The organism is Kitasatospora sp. NPDC001261 (assembly GCF_042896795.1).
Classification (GTDB): domain Bacteria; phylum Actinomycetota; class Actinomycetes; order Streptomycetales; family Streptomycetaceae; genus Kitasatospora.
Genome location: NZ_JBIAXP010000044.1, coordinates 37,408 through 57,178, shown reverse-complemented (window position 1 = coordinate 57,178; position 19,771 = coordinate 37,408). Strand labels below are relative to the sequence as shown.

General features: G+C 72.5%; 17 protein-coding genes. 11 read left to right on the top strand and 6 right to left on the bottom strand.

What is annotated here, in order from left to right; translation table 11 throughout:
- Positions 1 to 106: 106 nt before the first annotated feature.
- Entirely contained in the window at positions 107 to 1,318 is a 1,212-nt protein-coding gene (locus ACFY4B_RS39940) for an NlpC/P60 family protein (protein WP_387976294.1), read from the bottom strand.
- 248 nt (positions 1,319 to 1,566) lie between these two features.
- Here ACFY4B_RS39940 and ACFY4B_RS39935 point away from each other — a divergent pair, with 248 nt between their 5' ends.
- The 6 genes from ACFY4B_RS39935 (at position 1,567) to ACFY4B_RS39910 (ending at position 9,155) form a co-directional block, all read left to right on the top strand.
- Positions 1,567 to 1,917, top strand: a complete 351-nt coding sequence (locus ACFY4B_RS39935; RefSeq protein WP_049654299.1) for a hypothetical protein — start codon at positions 1,567 to 1,569, stop codon at positions 1,915 to 1,917.
- Positions 1,918 to 2,084: 167 nt separating this feature from the next.
- Entirely contained in the window at positions 2,085 to 2,900 is an 816-nt protein-coding gene (locus tag ACFY4B_RS39930; protein WP_387976291.1) for a hypothetical protein, read from the top strand.
- Positions 2,901 to 3,120: 220 nt separating this feature from the next.
- Entirely contained in the window at positions 3,121 to 4,164 is a 1,044-nt protein-coding gene (locus tag ACFY4B_RS39925) for a hypothetical protein (RefSeq protein WP_380777461.1), read from the top strand.
- Positions 4,165 to 4,171: 7 nt separating this feature from the next.
- Complete coding sequence (locus tag ACFY4B_RS39920) at positions 4,172 to 5,746, top strand: SCO6880 family protein (protein WP_049654294.1); 1,575 nt, start codon at positions 4,172 to 4,174, stop codon at positions 5,744 to 5,746.
- 74 nt (positions 5,747 to 5,820) lie between these two features.
- Positions 5,821 to 7,170: an ATP-binding protein gene (locus tag ACFY4B_RS39915; protein ID WP_380777462.1), complete on the top strand. Its 1,350-nt coding sequence runs from the start codon at positions 5,821 to 5,823 to the stop codon at positions 7,168 to 7,170.
- 191 nt (positions 7,171 to 7,361) lie between these two features.
- Positions 7,362 to 9,155 carry a bifunctional metallophosphatase/5'-nucleotidase gene (locus ACFY4B_RS39910; RefSeq protein ID WP_387976288.1) on the top strand — a complete coding sequence of 598 codons (1,794 nt, stop codon included), beginning with the start codon at positions 7,362 to 7,364 and terminating at the stop codon, positions 9,153 to 9,155.
- Positions 9,156 to 9,242: 87 nt separating this feature from the next.
- Here the strand turns inward: ACFY4B_RS39910 and ACFY4B_RS39905 are convergent, their stop codons facing one another.
- The 5 genes from ACFY4B_RS39905 to ACFY4B_RS39885 all read right to left on the bottom strand — a co-directional run bounded on the left by ACFY4B_RS39905 (position 9,243) and on the right by ACFY4B_RS39885 (position 14,909).
- Positions 9,243 to 10,748, bottom strand: a complete 1,506-nt coding sequence (locus ACFY4B_RS39905; RefSeq protein WP_387976285.1) for an ATP-binding protein — start codon at positions 10,746 to 10,748, stop codon at positions 9,243 to 9,245.
- Positions 10,745 to 11,515, bottom strand: coding sequence for a response regulator transcription factor (locus ACFY4B_RS39900; RefSeq protein WP_074006426.1), 771 nt, complete (start codon positions 11,513 to 11,515; stop codon positions 10,745 to 10,747). The genes ACFY4B_RS39905 and ACFY4B_RS39900 overlap by 4 nt, the downstream gene beginning before the upstream one ends.
- A 68-nt stretch (positions 11,516 to 11,583) precedes the next feature.
- Positions 11,584 to 12,840 (bottom strand): S1C family serine protease, encoded by a 1,257-nt coding sequence (locus tag ACFY4B_RS39895; RefSeq protein ID WP_117489014.1) that lies wholly within the window; start codon positions 12,838 to 12,840, stop codon positions 11,584 to 11,586.
- A gap of 153 nt (positions 12,841 to 12,993) precedes the next feature.
- A complete protein-coding gene (locus ACFY4B_RS39890; RefSeq protein WP_380666580.1) occupies positions 12,994 to 14,052 on the bottom strand; it encodes a LacI family DNA-binding transcriptional regulator in 1,059 nt (352 codons plus the stop codon).
- 125 nt (positions 14,053 to 14,177) lie between these two features.
- Positions 14,178 to 14,909, bottom strand: coding sequence for a response regulator transcription factor (locus tag ACFY4B_RS39885; protein WP_074006427.1), 732 nt, complete (start codon positions 14,907 to 14,909; stop codon positions 14,178 to 14,180).
- A gap of 741 nt (positions 14,910 to 15,650) precedes the next feature.
- Between ACFY4B_RS39885 and ACFY4B_RS39880 the strand changes: the two genes are divergently transcribed.
- The 5 genes from ACFY4B_RS39880 (at position 15,651) to ACFY4B_RS39860 (ending at position 19,748) form a co-directional block, all read left to right on the top strand.
- Complete coding sequence (locus ACFY4B_RS39880; RefSeq protein ID WP_049659718.1) at positions 15,651 to 15,944, top strand: MoaD/ThiS family protein; 294 nt, start codon at positions 15,651 to 15,653, stop codon at positions 15,942 to 15,944.
- 5 nt (positions 15,945 to 15,949) lie between these two features.
- The gene (locus ACFY4B_RS39875; protein WP_387976280.1) at positions 15,950 to 17,392 is read left to right on the top strand and encodes a hypothetical protein; all 1,443 of its coding nucleotides are present in this window, start codon (positions 15,950 to 15,952) and stop codon (positions 17,390 to 17,392) included.
- A 189-nt stretch (positions 17,393 to 17,581) separates the two neighbouring features.
- Positions 17,582 to 18,316, top strand: coding sequence for a DUF2993 domain-containing protein (locus ACFY4B_RS39870; RefSeq protein ID WP_387976278.1), 735 nt, complete (start codon positions 17,582 to 17,584; stop codon positions 18,314 to 18,316).
- Between the two features lie 281 nt (positions 18,317 to 18,597).
- Positions 18,598 to 18,678 carry an Ms5788A family Cys-rich leader peptide gene (locus ACFY4B_RS39865; protein ID WP_350517234.1) on the top strand — a complete coding sequence of 27 codons (81 nt, stop codon included), beginning with the start codon at positions 18,598 to 18,600 and terminating at the stop codon, positions 18,676 to 18,678.
- Positions 18,679 to 18,911: 233 nt separating this feature from the next.
- Positions 18,912 to 19,748 carry a sulfurtransferase gene (locus tag ACFY4B_RS39860; RefSeq protein WP_049656251.1) on the top strand — a complete coding sequence of 279 codons (837 nt, stop codon included), beginning with the start codon at positions 18,912 to 18,914 and terminating at the stop codon, positions 19,746 to 19,748.
- Positions 19,749 to 19,771: the final 23 nt, after the last annotated feature.

Below are 19,771 nucleotides of genomic sequence, written 5' to 3'. Positions count from 1 at the left end.
ACGTCATCGCCGGGACACAGCGTTCCATGGAAACACGCGGTTATGTAAACGTGACTCAGCGTCCACAGCGCGCACACAGGTCCCGGCCGTCCCGGCCCCCTCGGGCCTACCCTCCCGCCCCGGTGGGGCTCGGCCCGGCCTGCGCGGGCGGGGCGGCGGCCGCAGGCCGGCCGGAGGCCGCCGGGGTGCCGCTCGGAGCACCGCCCGGAGCACTGCCCGGCGCGCCGCCCTGGGTGCCGCCCTGGCCTCCCGCCGGGGCGGTGGGCTCCGTCCCGCCCGGCCGGCTCGGGGCGTTCACCACGCCGTCGTTGTTGCGGGTCGGCAGCGCCTGGGCGCCGTCCGAGGTGACCCGGGTCGCGCCGATGTACTCCCGGGTGTCGATCTTGTCGTAGCGGATCACCGCGCCGGTGTGCGGCGCGTTGATCATGTACCCGCCGCCGACGTAGATCCCGACGTGGTGGATGCTCCGCGGATCGCTCAGGTCCGTCGCCCAGAACACCAGGTCGCCCGGCCGCAGCTGGTCCCGCGACGGGTGCGGCCCGGCGTACCACTGGTCGTTGGCCACCCGGGGCAGAGTGATGCCCACACTGGCGAACGCGGCCTGGGTCAGGCCCGAGCAGTCGAACCGCCCGTTCTGCGAGGGCAGGCCCTCGCCGCCCCACAGGTACGGGGTGCCGAGCTTGGTCTGCGCGAAGTAGATCGCGGCCGACGACTGCGCGGACACCTCCAGCGGCGCGGTCGGCGAGACCGGCGCGGTGAAGCTGCGGGCCATCGCCTGGATGTTCCGCACGTAGCCCTGGGTCTCCCGGTACGGCGGGATCCCGTTGTACTTGAGCACCGCGCCCTCGCCGGCGTTGTAGGCGGCCAGCAGGTTGGCCTGCGGGTCGCCCGGGACCTTCGCGACCTGCTTGGCGATCGCGCAGTCGTAGGTCGCGGCCGAGGCGATCGCGTCCAGCGGGTCCCAGACGTCCGCCCTGCCGTCCCCGTTGCCGTCGGTGGCGTACGAGCTCCAGGTGCCCGGCATGAACTGCGCCATGCCCTGCGCCCCGACCCCGGAGCGCGCCTTGGGGTCGAAACCGCTCTCCTGGTACAGCTGCGCCGCGAGCATCGGCGGGGAGATCTCCGCGCAGAGCGCACCCCACCGCTGGATCGGTTCCTGGTAGGCCGCGGGGACCGTTCCGGGGGACAGGGCGGAACGATTCGCCGCCTGCTGCGGCGTCCCACTCGCCGCATAAGTCCCTATCGTCACCAGCCCGATGAACCCGAAACCAACAACTCCCGCAGCGACGGCGGCCGTACCGGCCTTCCGGAGTACCATCAGCACCATCCCGACGAGTCGTCAGTCGAAGTGTCCCGGAAGGCGTTGCTCACCGCAATCATCAGAGATACGAACAGTGAGCGCTATCCTTCGTACGGTGTACATCCTCGCGTACGTGTCCGATGCCTCACGACCAATCCGCGAGAAGTAGCCAAGTCGACATCAGATCTGGCCAAGAATAGGTACCGACCCTTCGCGCGGGCCGGGTCCGGGCCCTTGAATTTGCCTGATCGGGCGGTGAGATGGAAATGAACCTGAGCAGCGTGCACACCAATGCGGTCAGCCACCTGGCCGAGGACCCCCCCAAGAAGCCGAACATCGACACCATCATCGGCGGAATCGCCCCGGACTGGGGGCCGTTCGCGACCCTCGGGTCGGAGGCGCGGGTGATGGTCGAGGTCATCATGGCCGTCGCCATCCTCCTCTGCCTCGGCATCGCGGTCTGGGGCGCGGCCAAGCAGCGGATCGGGGCGACCGCGATGCGCGACAGCTTCGGCGCCGAACAGGGCAAGGGGCTGATCGTCGCCGGACTGACCGGCGTGTTCATCATCGGATCACTCGGCACTCTGTTCACCATTGTCTACGGCATGGCGATCTGACGATCGGACAGCAGTAGTCCGACCTGCCTGAGACCGGGTCCCCGTCCGGACCCCCTCCGACGGCCGGCCCGCCAGGACCCCACCCCCGTTCCCACCCTCCGCTCGCGCCCGCCCCCGGGCGGAGGGCCCCCGGAGCCGCCCCGGCTCCCCGCACCAGGAGGGCCGCCGTGCCGTTGTCCGACGACCAGCCGCGCACCCGTACGCGCCTGCCGGTCGGCGAACAGTCCTCCCCCCAGCAGAACCACCGTCAGTCCCGCCCGCTGCGCGCCCTGCTGGCCGTCCTCGTGGTCGTCACCCTGCTCGTCGTGGCCATCGCCATCGCCAACCGGGTCACACCCGGCAGCGGAAGCGGCACCGGAGGCGGCGGCGCCTCCGCCGACCGCGCCGGTTCCGGCGCCGGCCCCGCCCCCAGCGGCGACCAGCCCGTCGGCACCACCGTCAACGGCATCCCCACCGGCTACCCGCACACCGAACCCGGCGCCCAGTCGGCCGCCACCAACTACGCGGTGGCGATCGGCTCCGCGGACATGTTCCGCACCGACAGCCGGCACGGCATCATCGCCACCATCGCCGACCCGGACGCCCTGGCAGGGCTCCAGGGCCGGCTGGACCAGGGCTTCGGCGGCGACACCGCCACCCGCTACGGCCTCGACGCCCAGGGCCACGCGCCCAAGGGCCTCACCTTCGTCAGCCGCACGGTGCCGGTCGGCACCAAGTCGACGGGCTACAGCGACGGCGACGCCAAGGTCGAGGTGTGGTGCACCGGCCTCACCGGCCTCGCCGGCGAGCACTCCGTCCAGCCGGTGACCACCAACTGGTTCACCCTCACGCTCTCGCTGCACTGGACGGGCAGCGACTGGAAGCTCACCGACTTCACTCGTAAGTCAGGCCCGGCCCCCCTGCCGGGCGACCAGCAGGCGGCCACAGCGGATGAGATCGCCGGATCAGCAGAGCAGTTCGGAGGGTTCCGCTATGCGCGTTGACGGTGAGATCAGGAAACGGCTTCCTCGGTTCGGCCGGGTCGTCACGGCCTTCGCTCTCTTCCAGGCCGCAGCCATCGGTATGGCGTCCCGGGCCATCGCGGACCCGAGCCCGAGCCCTTCGGCCAGCAACAACTGCGACGTCCTACCGTTGCCCGGTAGCGACGTCTACTGTGCCTCCAAGCCCGGAGGTTCGGTCCCCGGGGGCGGCGCCGTCGGGGCCGTGACCGATCCGCTCGGGTCGTTGGCCAAGAGCTGTGCGCAGGCCGCGGCGTGGGTGGTGCGGAAGCTGTCGGGGGCGATCGACGGGACGACGCAGGTGGACTTCACCAACGCGTCGTTCCTGCAGCAGTACGCCGTGGTGTTCGCCGTGTCGACGGTGATCACGCTGGTGCTGTGGCTGCTGGCGGTGGCGAAGCGGGCGGTGCGGGGGGCGCCGTTGGCGACGGCGTTCTCGGAGGCGATCGGCTTCCTGTGGCTGACGGTGGTGGCGTCCGCGTTCACGCCGTTGATCCTGTACACCGTGGTGAGCGTGACGGACGGGCTGACCAAGGCGATCGCGGTCGGGACGAAGACGGACACCGGGTCGTACCTGGGGGGCTTCGCCGACACGCTGGAGAAGGGTGACGTGGGCGGCGGCCCGCTGATACTCGTGATCGTGTCGCTGGTCGCGGTGCTGGCGGCGGCGGTGCTCTGGGTGGAGCTGCTGATCCGGGCGGCGATGCTGTACGTCGGCGCGCTGCTGGGTACGGCGGTGTACGCGGGGCTGGTGGACCGGCAGCTGTGGAAGCACGTGCGGCGCTGGGCGGGGGTGATGCTGGCGGTGGACCTGGCGAAGCCGATCATCGTGGTCATCCTGGGCCTGGCGGGCGCGGTGGCGACCGGCTCCGGGGCTGACGACGACTTCGCCCGGGTGCTGTCCGGGCTGGCGATCCTGTTCCTGTCGATCTTCGCGAGCGCCTCGGTCTACCGCTTCGTGCCGGGCTTCGGCGACGAGATGCTGAACATGCGCGGGGCCCGGGCCAATGCCGTGCAGGCCGGTTCGGCGATGATCAACGGCACTGCGAACCTGATGAAGCAGGGCATCAGCACCCACGGCGACCGCGGTCAGGCGGCCGGTACGGGGGGTGGCGGGGGTGCCGGCGGCGGTTCGGTCGCGCCGGGCATTGCCGCGCACGCCGGGCGGACGCCGTCCCCGCCGCCGCAGGGCGGGCCGAAGCAGGGCCCGGTTCCGATCCGCGACAGCAATCCAGCGAAGGGAGGGTGACGGGTAAGTGAGCAGTGAACCGCTCGGCCAGTACGGTGCCCAGTACGCCCAGCCGTACGTCCACCAGCGCCGCACCTACCTGATCGGCAAGGCCCGCCCGAACGCGCCGATCGGCCGGAACCGGGAGTCCGGCGAGATCGTGCTGATCATCTTCGGGGCCTTCCTCGGCATGCTCTGGGGCCTGCTGATGCCGGTCCTGCCGCTGCGGATCGGCGGTCTGGTCGGTCTGCCGGCGCTCGCCATCGCGGCGGTGTACGTGCCGTACCGCAGGCGGACGTTCTACAAGTGGGTGGAGATCAACCGCACCTACCGCCGGACGGTCCGCAGCGGGCGGGCGGTGTGGCGTTCGGACGTGATGGACGCGGGCACCCGGCTGGACGGCCGGGAGGTGGAGGTCGGCCCGCCGCCGGGGGTGGGGCGGCTGCGCTGGCTGACGGCGCCGTTCGGGCCGGACGAGGTCGGGGTGCTGATGCACCTGGAGCGGCGCACGGTGACGGCCGCGATCGAGATCGAGGGCCCGGGCGTGGGCCTGCGGGACTCGGAGGACCAGGAGGCCCTGGTCGACCGCTTCGGGACGCTGCTGAAGCACGTCGCCAACGGGGACGGCTTCGTGACCCGGCTGCAGATCCTGGCCCGGACCCTGCCGGCCGACCCGGACGCGCACGCCAAGGACGTCGAGCGGCGCGGCGACCCGTCCTCGCCGCGCTGGCTGCAGGACTCGTACGACCAGCTCCAGTCGATGGTGTCGACCTCCTCGGAGCAGCACCGGGCGTACCTGGTGGCCTGCATGCACTACACCCGTGACCTGGCCGCCGAGGCGCACGCGATGGGCCGGACGGCCACCGGGCGGCGGGCGCGGGACGACGAGGGGCTGGCGGCCGTCATGGCGCGCGAACTGACCGACATCTGCGCCCGGCTGGCCGAGGCGGACATCCGGGTGCGCCAGCCGCTGGGCCAGGCCCGGCTCTCCTCGCTGCTGCACTCGATGTACGACCCGGACCACCCGATCGACCACATCCAGGCGATGTCCCGGCGCAACGCCTGGCCGGCCGAGCTGGACGCGACCGACCCGCAGTACCTGCAGGCGAAGACCCGGGAGTCGGCGACCCGGGAGCCGTGGTGCCACGCGACCGCGTGGATCAAGGAGTGGCCGCTCACCCCGGTGGGCGTCAACTTCCTGGCGCCGCTGCTGGTGCACACCCCGGACGTGATCCGGACGGTCGCGGTGACGATGGACCTGGAGCCCACCGACGTCGCGATCGAGCGGATGCTGACCGAGAAGACCAACGACGAGGCCGAGGCGAGCCGCGCGGCCAAGATGAACCGCACGGTCGACCCGCGCGACCTGGCCCACACCGGCCGGGTGGACCAGCGCGGCGACGACCTGGCCTCCGGCGCGGCCGGGGTGAACCTGGTCGGCTACATCACGGTCTCCTCGCGCAACCCCGACGCGCTGGCCCGCGACAAGCGGACCATCCGGGCCTCGGCCGGCAAGAGCTACCTCAAGCTGGAGTGGTGCGACCGCGAGCACCACCGGGCCTTCGTCAACACCCTCCCGTTCGCCACCGGCATCCGCCGCTGAGCGGACGCACCCGCGCACCCGTGCACCCGCACATCCGTACGTCCGTCCACCGCTGACCCGTCAGGAGCCCGCCCATGGCGCTCGGCAACCTCTCCGAGGCGTTCACCAGCCTGATGTTCGGCAAGGTGGAGACCACCCGTCTGCCGGTGCGCACCTCCACCGGCCAGGCGCAGGCCGTCTACCTGCCGACCGCCGCGCCGGGGCTGGGCGACTCCGGGGTGATCATCGGGCGTGAGGTGTACAGCGGCAAGGGGTACGTCTACGACCCGTTCCAGCTGTACGGGCAGCAGCTGCCCGCCCCGCACTGGCTGGTGCTCGGCGAGTCCGGCAACGGCAAGTCGGCGCTGGAGAAGACGTACGTGCTGCGGCAGCTGAGGTTCCGCGACCGCCAGGTCGTGGTGCTGGACGCGCAGGGCGAGGACGGCGTGGGCGAGTGGAACCTGATCGCCAACGCGCTGGGCATAAAGCCGGTCCGGCTGGACCCGATGGCGGCCCGGGACGGCGGGGTGAAGCTCAACCCGCTGGACCCGGCGATCACCCAGAACGGCCAGCTGTCGCTGCTGCGCACGATCGTCGAGGTGGCGATGGGGCGCGGGCTGGAGGAGCGGGCCGGCTTCGCGCTGAAGGCCGCGCACGCCCACGTGGTGGCCTCGGTGAGGGACCGCCAGCCGGTGCTGGACGACATCATCGACACCCTGCGCAACCCCGAGCTGTCCTCGGTGGAGTCGCTGGGTGTGGCGGTGGGCGAGGTGCAGTCCTGGGGCCTGGACGTGGCGCTGGTGCTGGACCGGCTGGTCGACGGCGACCTGCGGGGCATGTTCGACGGGTCGACGACCGACGGCATCGACCTGGACGCGCCGCTGATCGTCTTCGACCTCTCGCACATCGACCGCAACTCGATCGCGATGCCGATCCTGATGGCGATCGTCGGGGTGTGGCTGGAGCACACCTGGATCCGGCCGGACCGGAAGAAGCGCATCTTCCTGGTCGAGGAGGCCTGGCACATCATCAACAGCCCGTTCGTGGCCCAGCTGTTCCAGCGGCTGCTGAAGTTCGGCCGCCGGCTCGGCCTGTCCTTCGTCGCGGTGGTCCACCACCTGTCCGACGTGGTGGACGGCGCGGCGGCCAAGGAGGCCTCGGCGATCCTGAAGATGGCCTCGACCCGGACGATCTACATGCAGAAGGCCGAGGAGGCGCGGGCCACCGGCCGGGTGCTGGGCCTGCCGCGCTGGGCGGTGGAGATCATCCCGACCCTGTCGCCGGGCATCGCGGTCTGGGACGTCAACAGCAACGTCCAGGTGGTCAAACACATCATCACGGAGGCGGAGCGCCCGCTGGTCTACACCGACCGCGCGATGACCGAGGACGCGGTGGCCGAACGGGTGCGCGCGGACCAGAAGTTGGCGGCCGAGCCGGGGGTCTGAGGGGCCTTCTCCGCAGGCTCCGCACCCGGCGGACGGTGACGGTTCGTCCGTAGGTAATCCTCTCGTTACGTTCCACGTCCTGACAGCTACGCGCGTTGACCCTAGGCTTCGCAGTCGCAACACATGTCACACGCCCGAACGCCGCCGCTGTCCGCAGCCGGTGCTCCCTCCAAGGTGCAGGGGAACCCTTCATGCTCACCGTCAGATCCCGACGGACGGCGCTCGCCGTCGTCGCCGCCGCTGGTCTGTTCGGCACGGTCGTCGTGCCGACGGCCGCCCAGGCCGCCGACGCCAAGCGCCACAAGACCGTCAACCTCCAGCTGCTGGCGATCAACGACTTCCACGGAAACCTGGAGCCTCCGGCCGGTTCGTCCGGCACGATCAAGGAGATCGACCCGGCCACCGGCAAGGAGATCGCCACCCCGGCCGGCGGCATCGAGTACCTGGCCACCGAGCTGCGCAAGGCGCGCATCCCGGCCGACGACTCGATCACCGTCGCGGCCGGCGACATCATCGGCGCCAGCCCGCTGACCTCGGCGCTCTTCCACGACGAGCCGACCATCGAGGCGATGGACAAGCTCGGCCTGGACGTCACCTCCGTGGGCAACCACGAGTTCGACGAGGGCGCGCAGGAGCTGCGTCGCATGCAGGACGGCGGCTGCCACCCGACCGACGGCTGCTACGAGCCCGGCCGCACCTTCAAGGGTGCCAACTTCAACTACCTGTCGGCCAACGTCACCGACGAGAAGACCGGCAAGCCGCTGCTGGCGCCCTACTGGGTGACCAAGTCCCAGGGCGTGAAGGTCGGCTTCATCGGCGTCACCCTGGAGGGCACGCCGAACATCGTGACCGCCGAGGGCGTCAAGGGCCTGAAGTTCGCCAACGAGGTCACCACGATCAACAAGTACGCCGCCGAGCTCAAGGCCAAGGGCGTCAACTCGATCGTCGCGCTGATCCACGAGGGCGGCTACCCGGCCAGCAGCGTCTACAACTACGACTGCGGCGCGGCCGGTCAGGGCATCTCCGGCCCGATCGTCGACATCGCCAAGAAGATCGACCCGGCGGTCGGCGCCATCGTCACCGGCCACACCCACAACGCGTACGCCTGCAGCATCCCCGACCCCGACGGCGTCCCGCGCTCGGTGACCAGTGCCGCCTCCTTCGGCCGGCTCTTCACCGAGATCGACATGAAGCTGGACAAGACCACCGGCGAGATCGTGCGCCCCTCGGTCAAGGCCGAGAACCACGTGGTGCGCCGCACGGTCGAGAAGGCGTCCGACATGACGGCGCTGGTCGACCACTACTCCAAGCTGGCCGCCCCGATCGCCAACCGTCCGGTCGGCTACGTCGCCGCGGACATCAACGGCCGCGGCAGCAACGACCTGGAGAAGCCGCTCGGTGACGTGATCGCCGACTCGCAGCTCGCCGGGCTGGCCCCGGCCGACAAGGGCGGCGCGCAGGTCGCCTTCATGAACCCCGGCGGCATCCGCTCCGACCTGGTCTACAAGGCCTCCGGCGGCGAGGGCAACGGCGTGGTGACCTACGGCGAGGCGTTCACCGTCCAGCCGTTCACCAACATGATGCAGGTCAAGACGCTGACCGGGGCCCAGCTGATCCAGCTGCTCCAGCAGCAGGTGAGCGGTTCCAACGCGGCCGCGCCGAAGGTCCTCCAGGTGTCCTCGAACCTGCACTACACCCTGGACATGCGCAAGACCGGTGCGGACCGGGTGGTCGTGGACTCGGTGCGGCTGAACGGCGCACCGGTCGACCCGGCGGCCACTTACCGGGTCGCGGCCAACGAGTTCCTGGCCGGCGGCGGCGACGGCTTCCCGGCCTTCGCGGCCGGCACCGACAAGCTGGTCGGCGCCTCGGACCTGGACGTCTTCGTGGCCTACCTGAGCGCCCACAGCACGGCGGCCTCGCCGCTCCAGGCTCCGGCGCGGGACCGGATCAAGATCATCGGCCCGGGCAGCGACATCGACTGACTGTGAGCCGGCTCCGGGGCGTGAGCCCTGGGACGGGGGCGGGTGGGGCGCTGTCGGGGCGCCCCACCCGCCCCTTTCGTCATTCCGTCATTCCGGGGCGGGGCCGCCGGGCAGGCGGACGGTGGCCAGCGCACCCGGACCGCCGTCGGCGGCCGGGCCGAGGGTGACCTCGCCACCCGCCTCCCGGACGCTCTGCGCGACGATCGACAGCCCGAGGCCGGAGCCGGGCAGCTGGCGCGAGGAGGGCGAGCGCCAGAACCGGTCGAAGACGTACTGGAGCTCGTCCGGCGGGATGCCGGGGCCGTGGTCGCGGACGGTCAGCACGCCTCGGTGCAGCCGGACGTCGATGGTGCCGCCGGGCGGGCTGTACTTGACCGCGTTGTCCAGCAGGTTGATCACCGCCCGTTCCAGCCCGGCCGCGTCGCCGTGCACGTACCAGGGCTCGGTGTCGGTCTCGAAGACCAGCCCCGGGCCGCGCAGCTTGGCCCGTTCGACGGCCCGTCCGGCGAGCTCGTGCAGGGCGACCACGGTGGGGGCCGGGCCGCTCTTCGGGGTGTCCGGGCGGGAGAGCTGGAGCAGGTCGCCGATCAGCACGGTGAGCTCCTGCATCTGCGCCTTCATGTTGCCGAGCAGCTTGGTCTTGGTGGCGGCGGGCAGCGGGCGGCCGGTGTCGTTGCTGCGGATCAGCAGGTCGACGTTGGTGCGCAGGGAGGTCAGCGGGGTGCGGAGCTCGTGCCCGGCGTCGGCTATCAGCCGGGTCTGCCGCTCGCGGGAGTTGGCGAGGGCGGTGCTCATCGAGTTGAAGGACGTGGAGAGGCGGGCGATCTCGTCGTGTCCGTTGACCGGGATGGTGGTGCCCACCTCCTCGGTCCGGGCGATGTGCTCGACGGCGTCGGTGAGCTGGTCGACGGGCTTGAGGGAGGAGCGGGCGACCAGCCGGCCGGCGATGGCGGCGAGCAGGATGCCGCCGGCGGAGACGGAGCCGAGCAGGATGGCGAGGCCCTGGAGGGAGTCCTCGACGGGCTGGGTGGAGGTGGCCACCATCAGCAGGGCCGGGCGCGATGGGAAATGGGTCAGTGAGATCCGGACGACCGCAGGCGTGCCATCGGTGAACCGGCCGTCGCGGATGATCGATTGGCCGTTCTTGAGGCTGAACCCTGCCGAGTCACTGGGCTTGAGCTCGATCGCCTTGGTCGCGTACGGGGGCAGGCAGACGCCCGTCGGGTTGGCCACGACGTACTGGGTGTCCCGGACGACCGCTGCGCTGTTCTCCGCAGCGGTGCCGCTCGGCTGGTTCTGCAGGGCCTGGTCCGGCGTCGCGTAGCACGGGAGGCCGAGTACTCCACGAGGCGGCGGCGGCAGCGTCGCGTTGGCCAGGTCGGTCCGCACCTGGTCGTAGAGCTGCTTCTCCACGATGAACCAGCACGCCAGCGCCGACAGCGCGATCGCCACCGCCACCGCCGCCGCGCTCAGGAAGGTGAGGCGGCTGCGCAGCGAGCGGGAGCGGAACCAGTGGAGGAGGCGCTGTCGGCGGCGGGGCGTGCGGGGCGGTGCCAGCGGGGGTGCCAGCGGTGGGGGCGGGACGTGGTTCACGCGCTCGTGCCGGCGGCCGGGCGCAGGGCGTAGCCGACGCCGCGTACGGTCTGGATCAGGCGGGGCATGCCGCCCTGCTCGGTCTTGCGGCGCAGGTACATCACGTACACGTCGAGGGAGTTGGAGGAGGGCTCGAAGTCGAAGCCCCAGACCGCCTTGAGGATCTGTTCGCGGGTGAGGACCTGGCGGGGGTGGGCGAGGAACATCTCCAGCAGCATGAACTCGGTGCGGGTGAGCTCGATCGGCTTGCCGGCCCGGGTGACCTCGCGGGTGGCGGTGTTCATCCGCAGGTCGGCGAAGGCGAGCACCTCGCTCTCGTCCTCGACGGCGGCGCGGGCGGCGGCCTCGGCGGCGAGGGCGTTGCGGCGCAGCAGGGCGCGGACGCGGGCGAGCAGTTCGTCGAGCTCGAAGGGCTTGGCGAGGTAGTCGTCGGCGCCGACGTCGAGACCGGTGACGCGGTCGCCGACGGCGTCGCGGGCGGTCAGCATCAGCACCGGGACGGTGTCGCCGCGCGAGCGCATCCGGCGGACGGCGGTGAGGCCGTCCATCCGGGGCATCATGATGTCCAGCAGGACGAGGTCGGGCCGGTCGCGTTCGACGGATTCCAGGGCTTCGTAGCCGTCGGTGGCGGTGGCGACCTCGTACCCCTCGAAGGCGAGGCTGCTCTCCAAGGCGTCCCGGAGGGCGGGTTCGTCGTCGACCACGAGGAGCCGGGCGAAGGGGTGGCCGGCCTCGGCGGTGGTGCGGTCGTCGGCGGACGGGGTCATGGGCGGGTGCCCTTTCTCGTCGGGTGGAGGGCCTGCTGGGAGCAATTGTCCGTCTCAGGGAGCGGTGCTCACAGGTTCTGGCCGGCTTCGAGCTTCGGCAGGACCTGCTTGATGTCGTTGATCGGGATGGCGAAGCCGAGGCCGACGCTGCCGGCCGAGCCGCCGGAGGAGCCGGAGCCGCCGGGCGCGTACATCGCCGAGTTGATGGCGATGACCTGGCCGTTGGCGTTGATGAGCGGGCCGCCGGAGTTGCCGGGGTTGAGCGCGGCGTCGGTCTGGAAGGCCTTGTAGGTGGTGGTGCTGCCGCTGTCGGACTGCGGGGCGGTGCCGCGCAGGCCGGGCACGCCGGGCAGGTAGGGGAGGCCGAAGCCGCCGTTGTTGCTGGTGCTGCCCTCGTCGAGCTGGACGGTGACGTCGCGGTTCTCGGCGCTGATGATGCCGGAGGTGACGGTGCCGGTGAGGCCGTCGGGGTTGCCGATGGCGACGACCGGGTCGCCGATGGCCACGGTGGAGGAGTCGCCGAGGACGGCGGGGGTGAGGTTCTTCGCGCCGGTGGCGGTGATCACGGCGACGTCGAGGGCCTTGTCGGTGCCGGTGACGGTGGCCTGGGCGGTGGAGCCGTCCTTGAAGGTGACGGTGATCCGGCCGCCGGCGGACGCGGTGTCGATCACGTGGTAGTTAGTGAGGATCTGTCCGTCGGTGTTCAGGACGACGCCGGTGCCGGTGGCGGTGCCGTTGCCGGTCTTGACGGTGATCTCGACGGTGCTGGGCGAGACGGCGGCGGCGACGGCGGCCACGTCGGCGGTGCCGTCGGAGCGGGCGGAGACCGGGCTGGCGATGGTGCCGACGCGGTTCTCGGCGCTCTGGTGGTCGGCGGCGACCAGGCCGCCGGTGACCCCGCCGAGGACGGCCGCGACCGCGGCGACGGCGGTGACCAGGGCGAGCCGGCCGCGCAGCAGTCCGCGCCGGGCCCGGCCGCCGTGGTGGCCGGGGCCCTCGGGGGAGCCCGGTCCGAGGATCGTGGGCGGCTCGGGCGGGATCGGCGGGGGCGGCGGCGGGGCGTCGAAGCCGCCGTCGGAGTGGTCCTCGCGGTAGCTGTACCCGGGCCCGTACCCGTCCGCGCCGGTGGTGCCGGAGCCGCCGGCGGCCGGGCCGCTGCCGAGCACGGTGCCCTCGATCACCCGGGGCTCCTGGGCCTCGTACTGCCCGTGGGCCTGGTACTGGCCGTGCTGCCCGTACCGGCCGTGGGCCTGGTAGGGGTCGTACTGCTCGTGGGGCTCGTACGGGCCGTACTGCTCGCTGGGGTGCTGCTGCTTCTCGCTCATGTCGACCAAGCTCGGCCCGGTGCATGAGGAGTGGATGAGAACCGGCTCAGAACGGGGAGAGAAGCCCGTTGGGTTCTCATAAAGCCTGGTCAGCCCGCCTGCCGAGCGGAACCGGCCGTTCCGGTACGGGCCCGCCGCTCCGGTCCGGGCCGGCTACTCCGGTACGGACCGGCCGGGGGCGTCGCCGCCGCAGCCGCAGGAACGGCGGATGACCAGCCGGGACGGGAAGGTGCGGACCCGCTCGGTGTCCGAGCCGGGCACCATCAGCGAGTCGTCCAGCACCAGGTCCACGGCGGCCCGGGCCATCGCGTCGCGGTCGGAGGCGACGGTGGTCAGCGGCGGGTCGGCGAGCGCGGCCTCCGGCACGTCGTCGAAGCCGGCCACCGCGAGGTCCTCCGGGACCCGCAGGCCGACCTCGCGGGCGGCCCGCAGCACGCCGATCGCCTGGTCGTCGGTGGAGCAGAAGATCGCCCGCGGCCGGTCCGGCGAGCGGAGCACGCCGAGCGCGACGTCGTAGGCGCCGTAGCGGTGGAAGGGCGCGTCGATCAGGTGCGGCTCGGTGGGGACGCCGTGCGCGTCCATGGCGCGCTGCCAGCCCTCGACGTGGTCGATGACCGGGTCGCCGGGGGCGGGGGACTCGACCGGGCCGCCGAAGCAGGCCACGTACGGGTGCCCGTGCACCTCCAGCAGGTGGCGCACGATCGCCTCGGCGCCCGCCACGTCGTCGGTGACCACCGCGACGTCGTCGATCGCCTCGGGCCGGCGGTGCAGCAGCACGACCTTGGCGCCCTCCATCGCGGCGAACTCCTCGGCGGCGCGCTGCGAGGGGCCCTGGCTGACCAGGATCAGGCCGGAGACGCGCATCCCGAGGAAGGCGCGGACGTAGTGCACCTCGCGGTCGTCCACGTAGTCGGAGTTGCCGATCAGCACGAGCTTGCCGCGCTCGGAGGCGGCCCGTTCCACGGCGTGCGCCATCTCGGCGAAGAAGGGCTGGCGGGCGTCCGGGACGACCATGCCGATCAGGTTGGTGCGCCGGGAGGCCATCGCCTGGGCGACGCTGTTCGGCCGGTAGCCGAGCTGGTCGATCGCCGCGAGGACCTTCTCCCGGGTCGCGGGTGCGACCGGGCGCGGACCGTTGTTGATGACGTAGCTGACGACCGCGGTCGAGGTACCAGCCAGCCGGGCTACATCGTCGCGCGTCACTTTGGCCACGGGGGGAGTCTACGCGTGTGGCCTCCGGGGCGGCAGGGGGAGCTGGGGCCTTGTTCGGCAGGCCGGCGGGCGGCTCCGGGAGGAACCGGACAAGCCGGGCGGGGGACGGCCCGCCCGGCCGGTCCTCAGGCGTCCAGGGGGGTGGCGGGGCGCTGGGCGAGCTCCGGCCGTTCGCCCTTCTCGGGCTTCTCCGGGACGACGAAGCGGTAGCCGACGTTGCGCACCGTGCCGATCAGCTGCTCGTGCTCCACGCCGAGCTTGGCGCGCAGCCGCCGGACGTGCACGTCCACCGTCCGGGTGCCGCCGAAGTAGTCGTAGCCCCAGACCTCCTGCAGCAGCTGCGCCCGGGTGAAGACCCGGCCGGGGTGCTGCGCGAGGTACTTGATCAGCTCGAACTCCTTGAAGGTGAGGTCGAGCGCCCGGCCCTTGAGCTTGGCGGAGTAGGTCGCCTCGTCGACCGAGAGGTCGCCGTTGCGGATCTCCATCGGGCTGTCGTCGGTGACGACCTGGAGGCGGCCGAGCGCGAGCCGCAGCCGGGCCTCGACCTCGGCCGGGCCCGCGGTGTCCAGCAGGACGTCGTCGATGCCCCACTCGGCGGTGACGGCGGCCAGGCCGCCCTCGGTGACCACCAGGATCAGCGGGCAGCCGATGCCGGTGGACCGCAGCAGCTGGCAGAGGCTGCGGATCTGCGGCAGGTCCCGCCGGCCGTCGACCAGGATGACGTCCGCGCTGGGCGTGTCCACCAGGGCCGAGCCCTCGGCGGGGGCCACCCGGACGTTGTGCAGCAGCAGTCCGAGGGCGGGCAGCACTTCGGCGGACGGTTGCAGCGCATTGGTGAGGAGGAGGAGAGAACTCATACCCGGTGGTCCCCTTTCCGGGTCGTCGCGGTCGCGTGACGGCTGCCGCCACAGCCGGATGGCGCACGTGCTGAGGGGGAGGGGAGGACGACGGCCGGTCGCGGCGGACCGGGGGAGCGGACGGCGTGCGGGGCGCGACGGCGGGTCCGCCGGGGGTCCCGCAACCCCGGGCGCACCGTTTCTGCCCTGTTCCTCACCGCGAACCCTCCGGTCTGGTCCGGCGCCGGGTGGCGGCCCGGTGCCGGGTGGCGATGCCCCGGCCGGCCGGGGCACGTCGTTGTGCCGCGCCGGCCGGGAGGTCCCTGCTGCGCGCCGGGGGTGGGCCGACGAATCGCAAGAACGTCCGTACCGGCGTCCTGGAAGCACAAAAGGACCCGGGGGCGACTCTGCCCGGATCCCTCTTGGTGGTCGAGGATAGCCGACCGCCCCCTCCGCCGGGAGTGCCGGAATCCGGCGGTTCGCCCAATTCGGGCGTGCGCCGGGTGAGGCTGGACACAGCTTCGAGCGCCGGTCCGGCGCTGGTCCGGCGCCTCCGGGTGGCGGTCCGGTGCGAGGCCGGTGCGTACTCCGTGCCGGTCCGGCCAGGGCGATTGCCGCTCGTGGTGGCCGACACGCCATCATGGGGGGCGCACATCGGAGGCGCTGTTCGGGTCCATCGTTCGGGTGGTCGGGCGGCCGTCGCGGTGGCGAGCCGGACCGGGGTACCGGAGCCGGGCGAGGACGACGAGAAGGGGTGGCCCGATGGGCGCGACCACCGAGCCCGCGAGCGGCGCCCGGGTGCGCGGGACGATCCGCTACTGGGCGGCGGCGAAGTCCGAGGCCGGGCTGGCCGAGGAGCCGTACGAGGCGGCGACCCTGGCGGAGGCGCTGGCGGCGGCCAGGGCGCGGCACGCCGACCGGCCGAAGCTCGTCCAGCTGCTCGGGCACTGCTCGTACCTGGTCGACGGGGCCCAGGTGGGCGGCCGCGACCACGCGACCGTCGCCCTGACCGAGGGCGGGACGGTCGAGGTCCTCCCGCCGTTCGCGGGAGGCTGAGCGGCGTGACGGACATGAACAACCCGAACCACCCGAACCACGGCGGCCACGGCGAGTGGCCGCAGCAGCCCCACCAGCCGTACCCGCCGCAGGGACAGCAGCCGTACCCGCAGCAGCAGCAGCAGCAGCCGTACGTCCCGCCGCAGCAGCCCGGCCACCAGCCGCCGTACGGCTACCCGGTGGACGACGCGGCGGCGACCGCGGTGCTGCCGGCGGTGCCCGCGTTCGACGACGCGGCCGCGACCACCCTGCTGCCGCCGGTGCCGGCGGTGAGCGACGCCGAGGCGACGGCGCTGCTGCCGCCGGTGGTGGTGTCCGGTCCGCTGTCGGGCGCGCCCCGGCCGCAGGGTCACCAGCCGCATCAGCCGCAGGGTCACCAGCCGCAGCAGGCCCACCAGCCGTACCAGCCGCCCCAGGTCCCGCAGGCCCAGCAGCCCCAGCAGGTCCCGCAGCCGCAGCAGGCCCCGCAGCCGCGGCAGCGGCGGCGGCCGCCGGAGCAGCCGGTGCAGCCCCAGCCGGATCCGACGATCCAGCTGCAGCTCCCCCGGCCGCCGGGGCCGCGGGCCCGGCACGCGGCCCCGGCGCCGCAGCAGGCCCCCGCGCAGCAGGCGGCGGAGGCCTTCGACCCGCCGACCATGACGCTCAAGCGCCCGGTCGCCCCCGGCCCGCTGGGCGCCCCCGCCGCGCCGCCGTACGGGGCCGTCCCGCCGCAGGCGGCGCCGCCCGCCGGTCCGCGCGGCCGGACCGGCTCGCCGATCATCGACCCGGGCCTGCAGCCGGCCCTGATCACGGTGGGCATCGCCGCGCTGCTGGCCGGCGGTGCCGCACTCGGGCAGGTCGCGCTGGCCCTGGTGGTCGCGCCGCTCCAGCTGCTGACGGCGGCCGGCTGGTTCCGGCTGAACGGCATGTGGCCGGCCCGGCAGGGCATCCTGCTCGCCGCGCTGGCGGGCCTGACGGCGGACGTGGCGGTGCTGCTGGCGGACTCCGACGGCGGCGTGGCGGCCGTGGTGGGCACCCTGGGCGGGTTCTTCCTGCTCGTCCTGGTGCTGCAGACGTTCCGCCCGTCGGACCCGAAGGAGCGGTTCTACGCGCTGACCGTGCTCGGCTCGGCCACCGTGGTGACGGTGCTGTGCACCGCGCTGCTGCTGGCCGACTGGGTGCCGGCCGCGGTGGGCGCGGTGGCGCTGGCCACCCTGCTGGCCGCGGCGCCGCTGCCCGGGCCGAAGCAACTGGGCCCGGTGCTGGGCCTGGCCGCGGCGGTGCTGCTGGGCCTGCTGGTCGGGGCCCCACCGGCGCTCGGTGTGCTGGCCGGGCTGGGTGCGCTGGTCGGCCGTCGGGTCGCGGCGTACGACTTCCCGTCCCGCTTCGTGCACATGACGGCGGGCGTGGCGCTGCCGCTGGCGGTGGCCGCGCCGCTGGCCTGGATCGCCACGGAGCTGCTGGCCTGAGCCACCCGTACCCACCCGTCCAGGCCTGTTCAGGTCGAATTCCCGCCCCGGAACCATGTTCCGGGGCGGGACGTCGTACGGTCGTGCGAGGGCGGACGTGTCCTGCGTCCGCCACGGAACGGTGAACGACCCACTGCGAACGACCACAGCGACGAACGACCACAGCGACCGGCGACGACGGGGGACACGATGCGCGGATGGCTGAAGGCCACGATCGGTCTGGCGGTGCTCTCCGGCCTGCTGCTGGGTGCGGACCGGATCGCGGTGGGCGTGGCCGAGGACGAGGCCGCCGACCGGATCGTGAAGAGCGGCCGGATGAGCCAGCGCCCGGACGTCTCGATCGAGGGCTTCCCGTTCCTCACCCAGGTGCTGTCGATGAAGCTGGACGACGTCCGGATCTCCTCCGACGGCCTGGCCGTCGGCGACGGCAGCCACCAGGTGGCGCTGCACTCGTTCAAGGCGAGGCTCGCCGGGGTCAAGGTCAGCGACAGCATGAGCAGTGCCACGGTGGACAGCGGCACCGGCAGCGGGGTGATCTCCTACCCGGACCTCGCGCAGCTGCTGCCGCCCGCCTCCCAGCTGCTGCACGGGGCCAAGCTGCCGGTGGGCGGCAACTCCCGGCTGAGCCTGGCCTACGCTGGTCCGGGCAAGGTCAAGGCCTCGCTGGGTCCGATCGAGATCGGCGAGGGCAGCGTGCGCAACAAGGGGAACACCCTCACGGTGGACGGCTTCCGGCTGAGCTCGCTGGCGGGGCTGGTGGCCGGCGCCACCAACCAGCAGCTGGAGCCGATGAGCTTCACCCTGGACTCGCTGCCGGCCGGGCTGAAGCTGGCCGACAAGGAGGGCGGGGGCGGCGGTGTGACGCCGCTGCCGGAGGGCCTCCAGCTGACCTTCGACGGCAAGGACGTCAAGCTCCTGGGCTGATCCCGGCCCGTGCGCGGCCCGTGCCCAGTCCATCCCCGGCCCATACCCGGCCCGGTCCCGGGGCCCGCCCACGGCTGTGCCGAATCGTTCCGCTCCGCGAGACGCGCTGTCCAGCGCGGGCCGTGGAGCGGTGTCGTTCGCGCCCCGCGCACGCCCTCCGGGGGCCGCCGGCCGGGCCCGGACAGGCCGGACCGGGGGTAAATCCCATCATCCGGTCGTTCTGATCCCACTATTCGATACGCTGATGACAGCGGGCCTCCGGTGTCCCTAGCATCGTCGGCATGAAGCGACAGACGGACCTCACGAAGCGGCGGGCGGTAGACCTGTGCCGCGTGGCCGCCTGTCTGTGTCGAATGCGCTGATTCGGCGCCCCCGGCAGGGCAGTTGACGCCCGCCGCCGATCTTTCCGGCGACCGCGCCCGGCCCCCCGGGCCGGCGGTCGCCGAGGTACTCCGCAGTCTCCTGCCCGGCCGCACCGGCCCACCCCCTCGTCCCGCTATTCGGACAGGGTTTCGGACCGCACCCTCCCGGGCACCCTGCAGCACCCTCCTGAGCAGCACCTTCCGCACAACCGCCCTCGGATGGAGAACCCACCATGAGCCGCAGCGACGTCCTGGTCGACGCCGACTGGGTCCAGGCCCACCTGGACGACCCGAAGGTCGTCATCGTCGAGGTCGACGAGGACACCTCCGCGTACGAGAAGAACCACATCCGCAACGCCGTCCGGATCGACTGGAAGCAGGACCTCCAGGACCCGGTCCGCCGCGACTTCATCGACCAGGCCGGCTTCGAGGCCCTGCTGAGCGCCAAGGGCATCGCCAACGACCAGACCGTCGTGCTGTACGGCGGCAACAACAACTGGTTCGCCTCGTACGCCTACTGGTACTTCAAGCTGTACGGCCACGGCGACGTCCGCCTGCTGGACGGCGGCCGCAAGAAGTGGGAGCTGGACTCCCGCGACCTGGTCGCCGAGGTGCCGGCCCGCCCGGCCACCGAGTACACGGCGCAGGCCGCCGACGCCTCGATCCGCGCCTTCCGCGACGACGTGATCGCCGCCATCGGCACCCTGAACCTGGTCGACGTCCGCTCGCCCGACGAGTTCTCCGGCAAGCTGCTCGCCCCGGCGCACCTCCCGCAGGAGCAGTCGCAGCGCCCCGGCCACGTGCCGAGCGCCCGCAACATCCCGTGGGCCAAGAACGCCAACGACGACGGCACCTTCAAGAGCGACGACGAGCTCAAGGCGCTGTACGAGGCCGAGGGCATCGACCTGGCGAAGGACACCATCGCCTACTGCCGCATCGGCGAGCGCTCCGCGCTCACCTGGTTCGTGCTGCACGAGCTGCTCGGCCAGGAGAACGTCAAGAACTACGACGGCTCGTGGACCGAGTACGGCAGCCTGGTCGGCGTGCCGATCGAGCTCGGCAGCAACTGAGCCCCCGGCTCGACCCGTAAGTC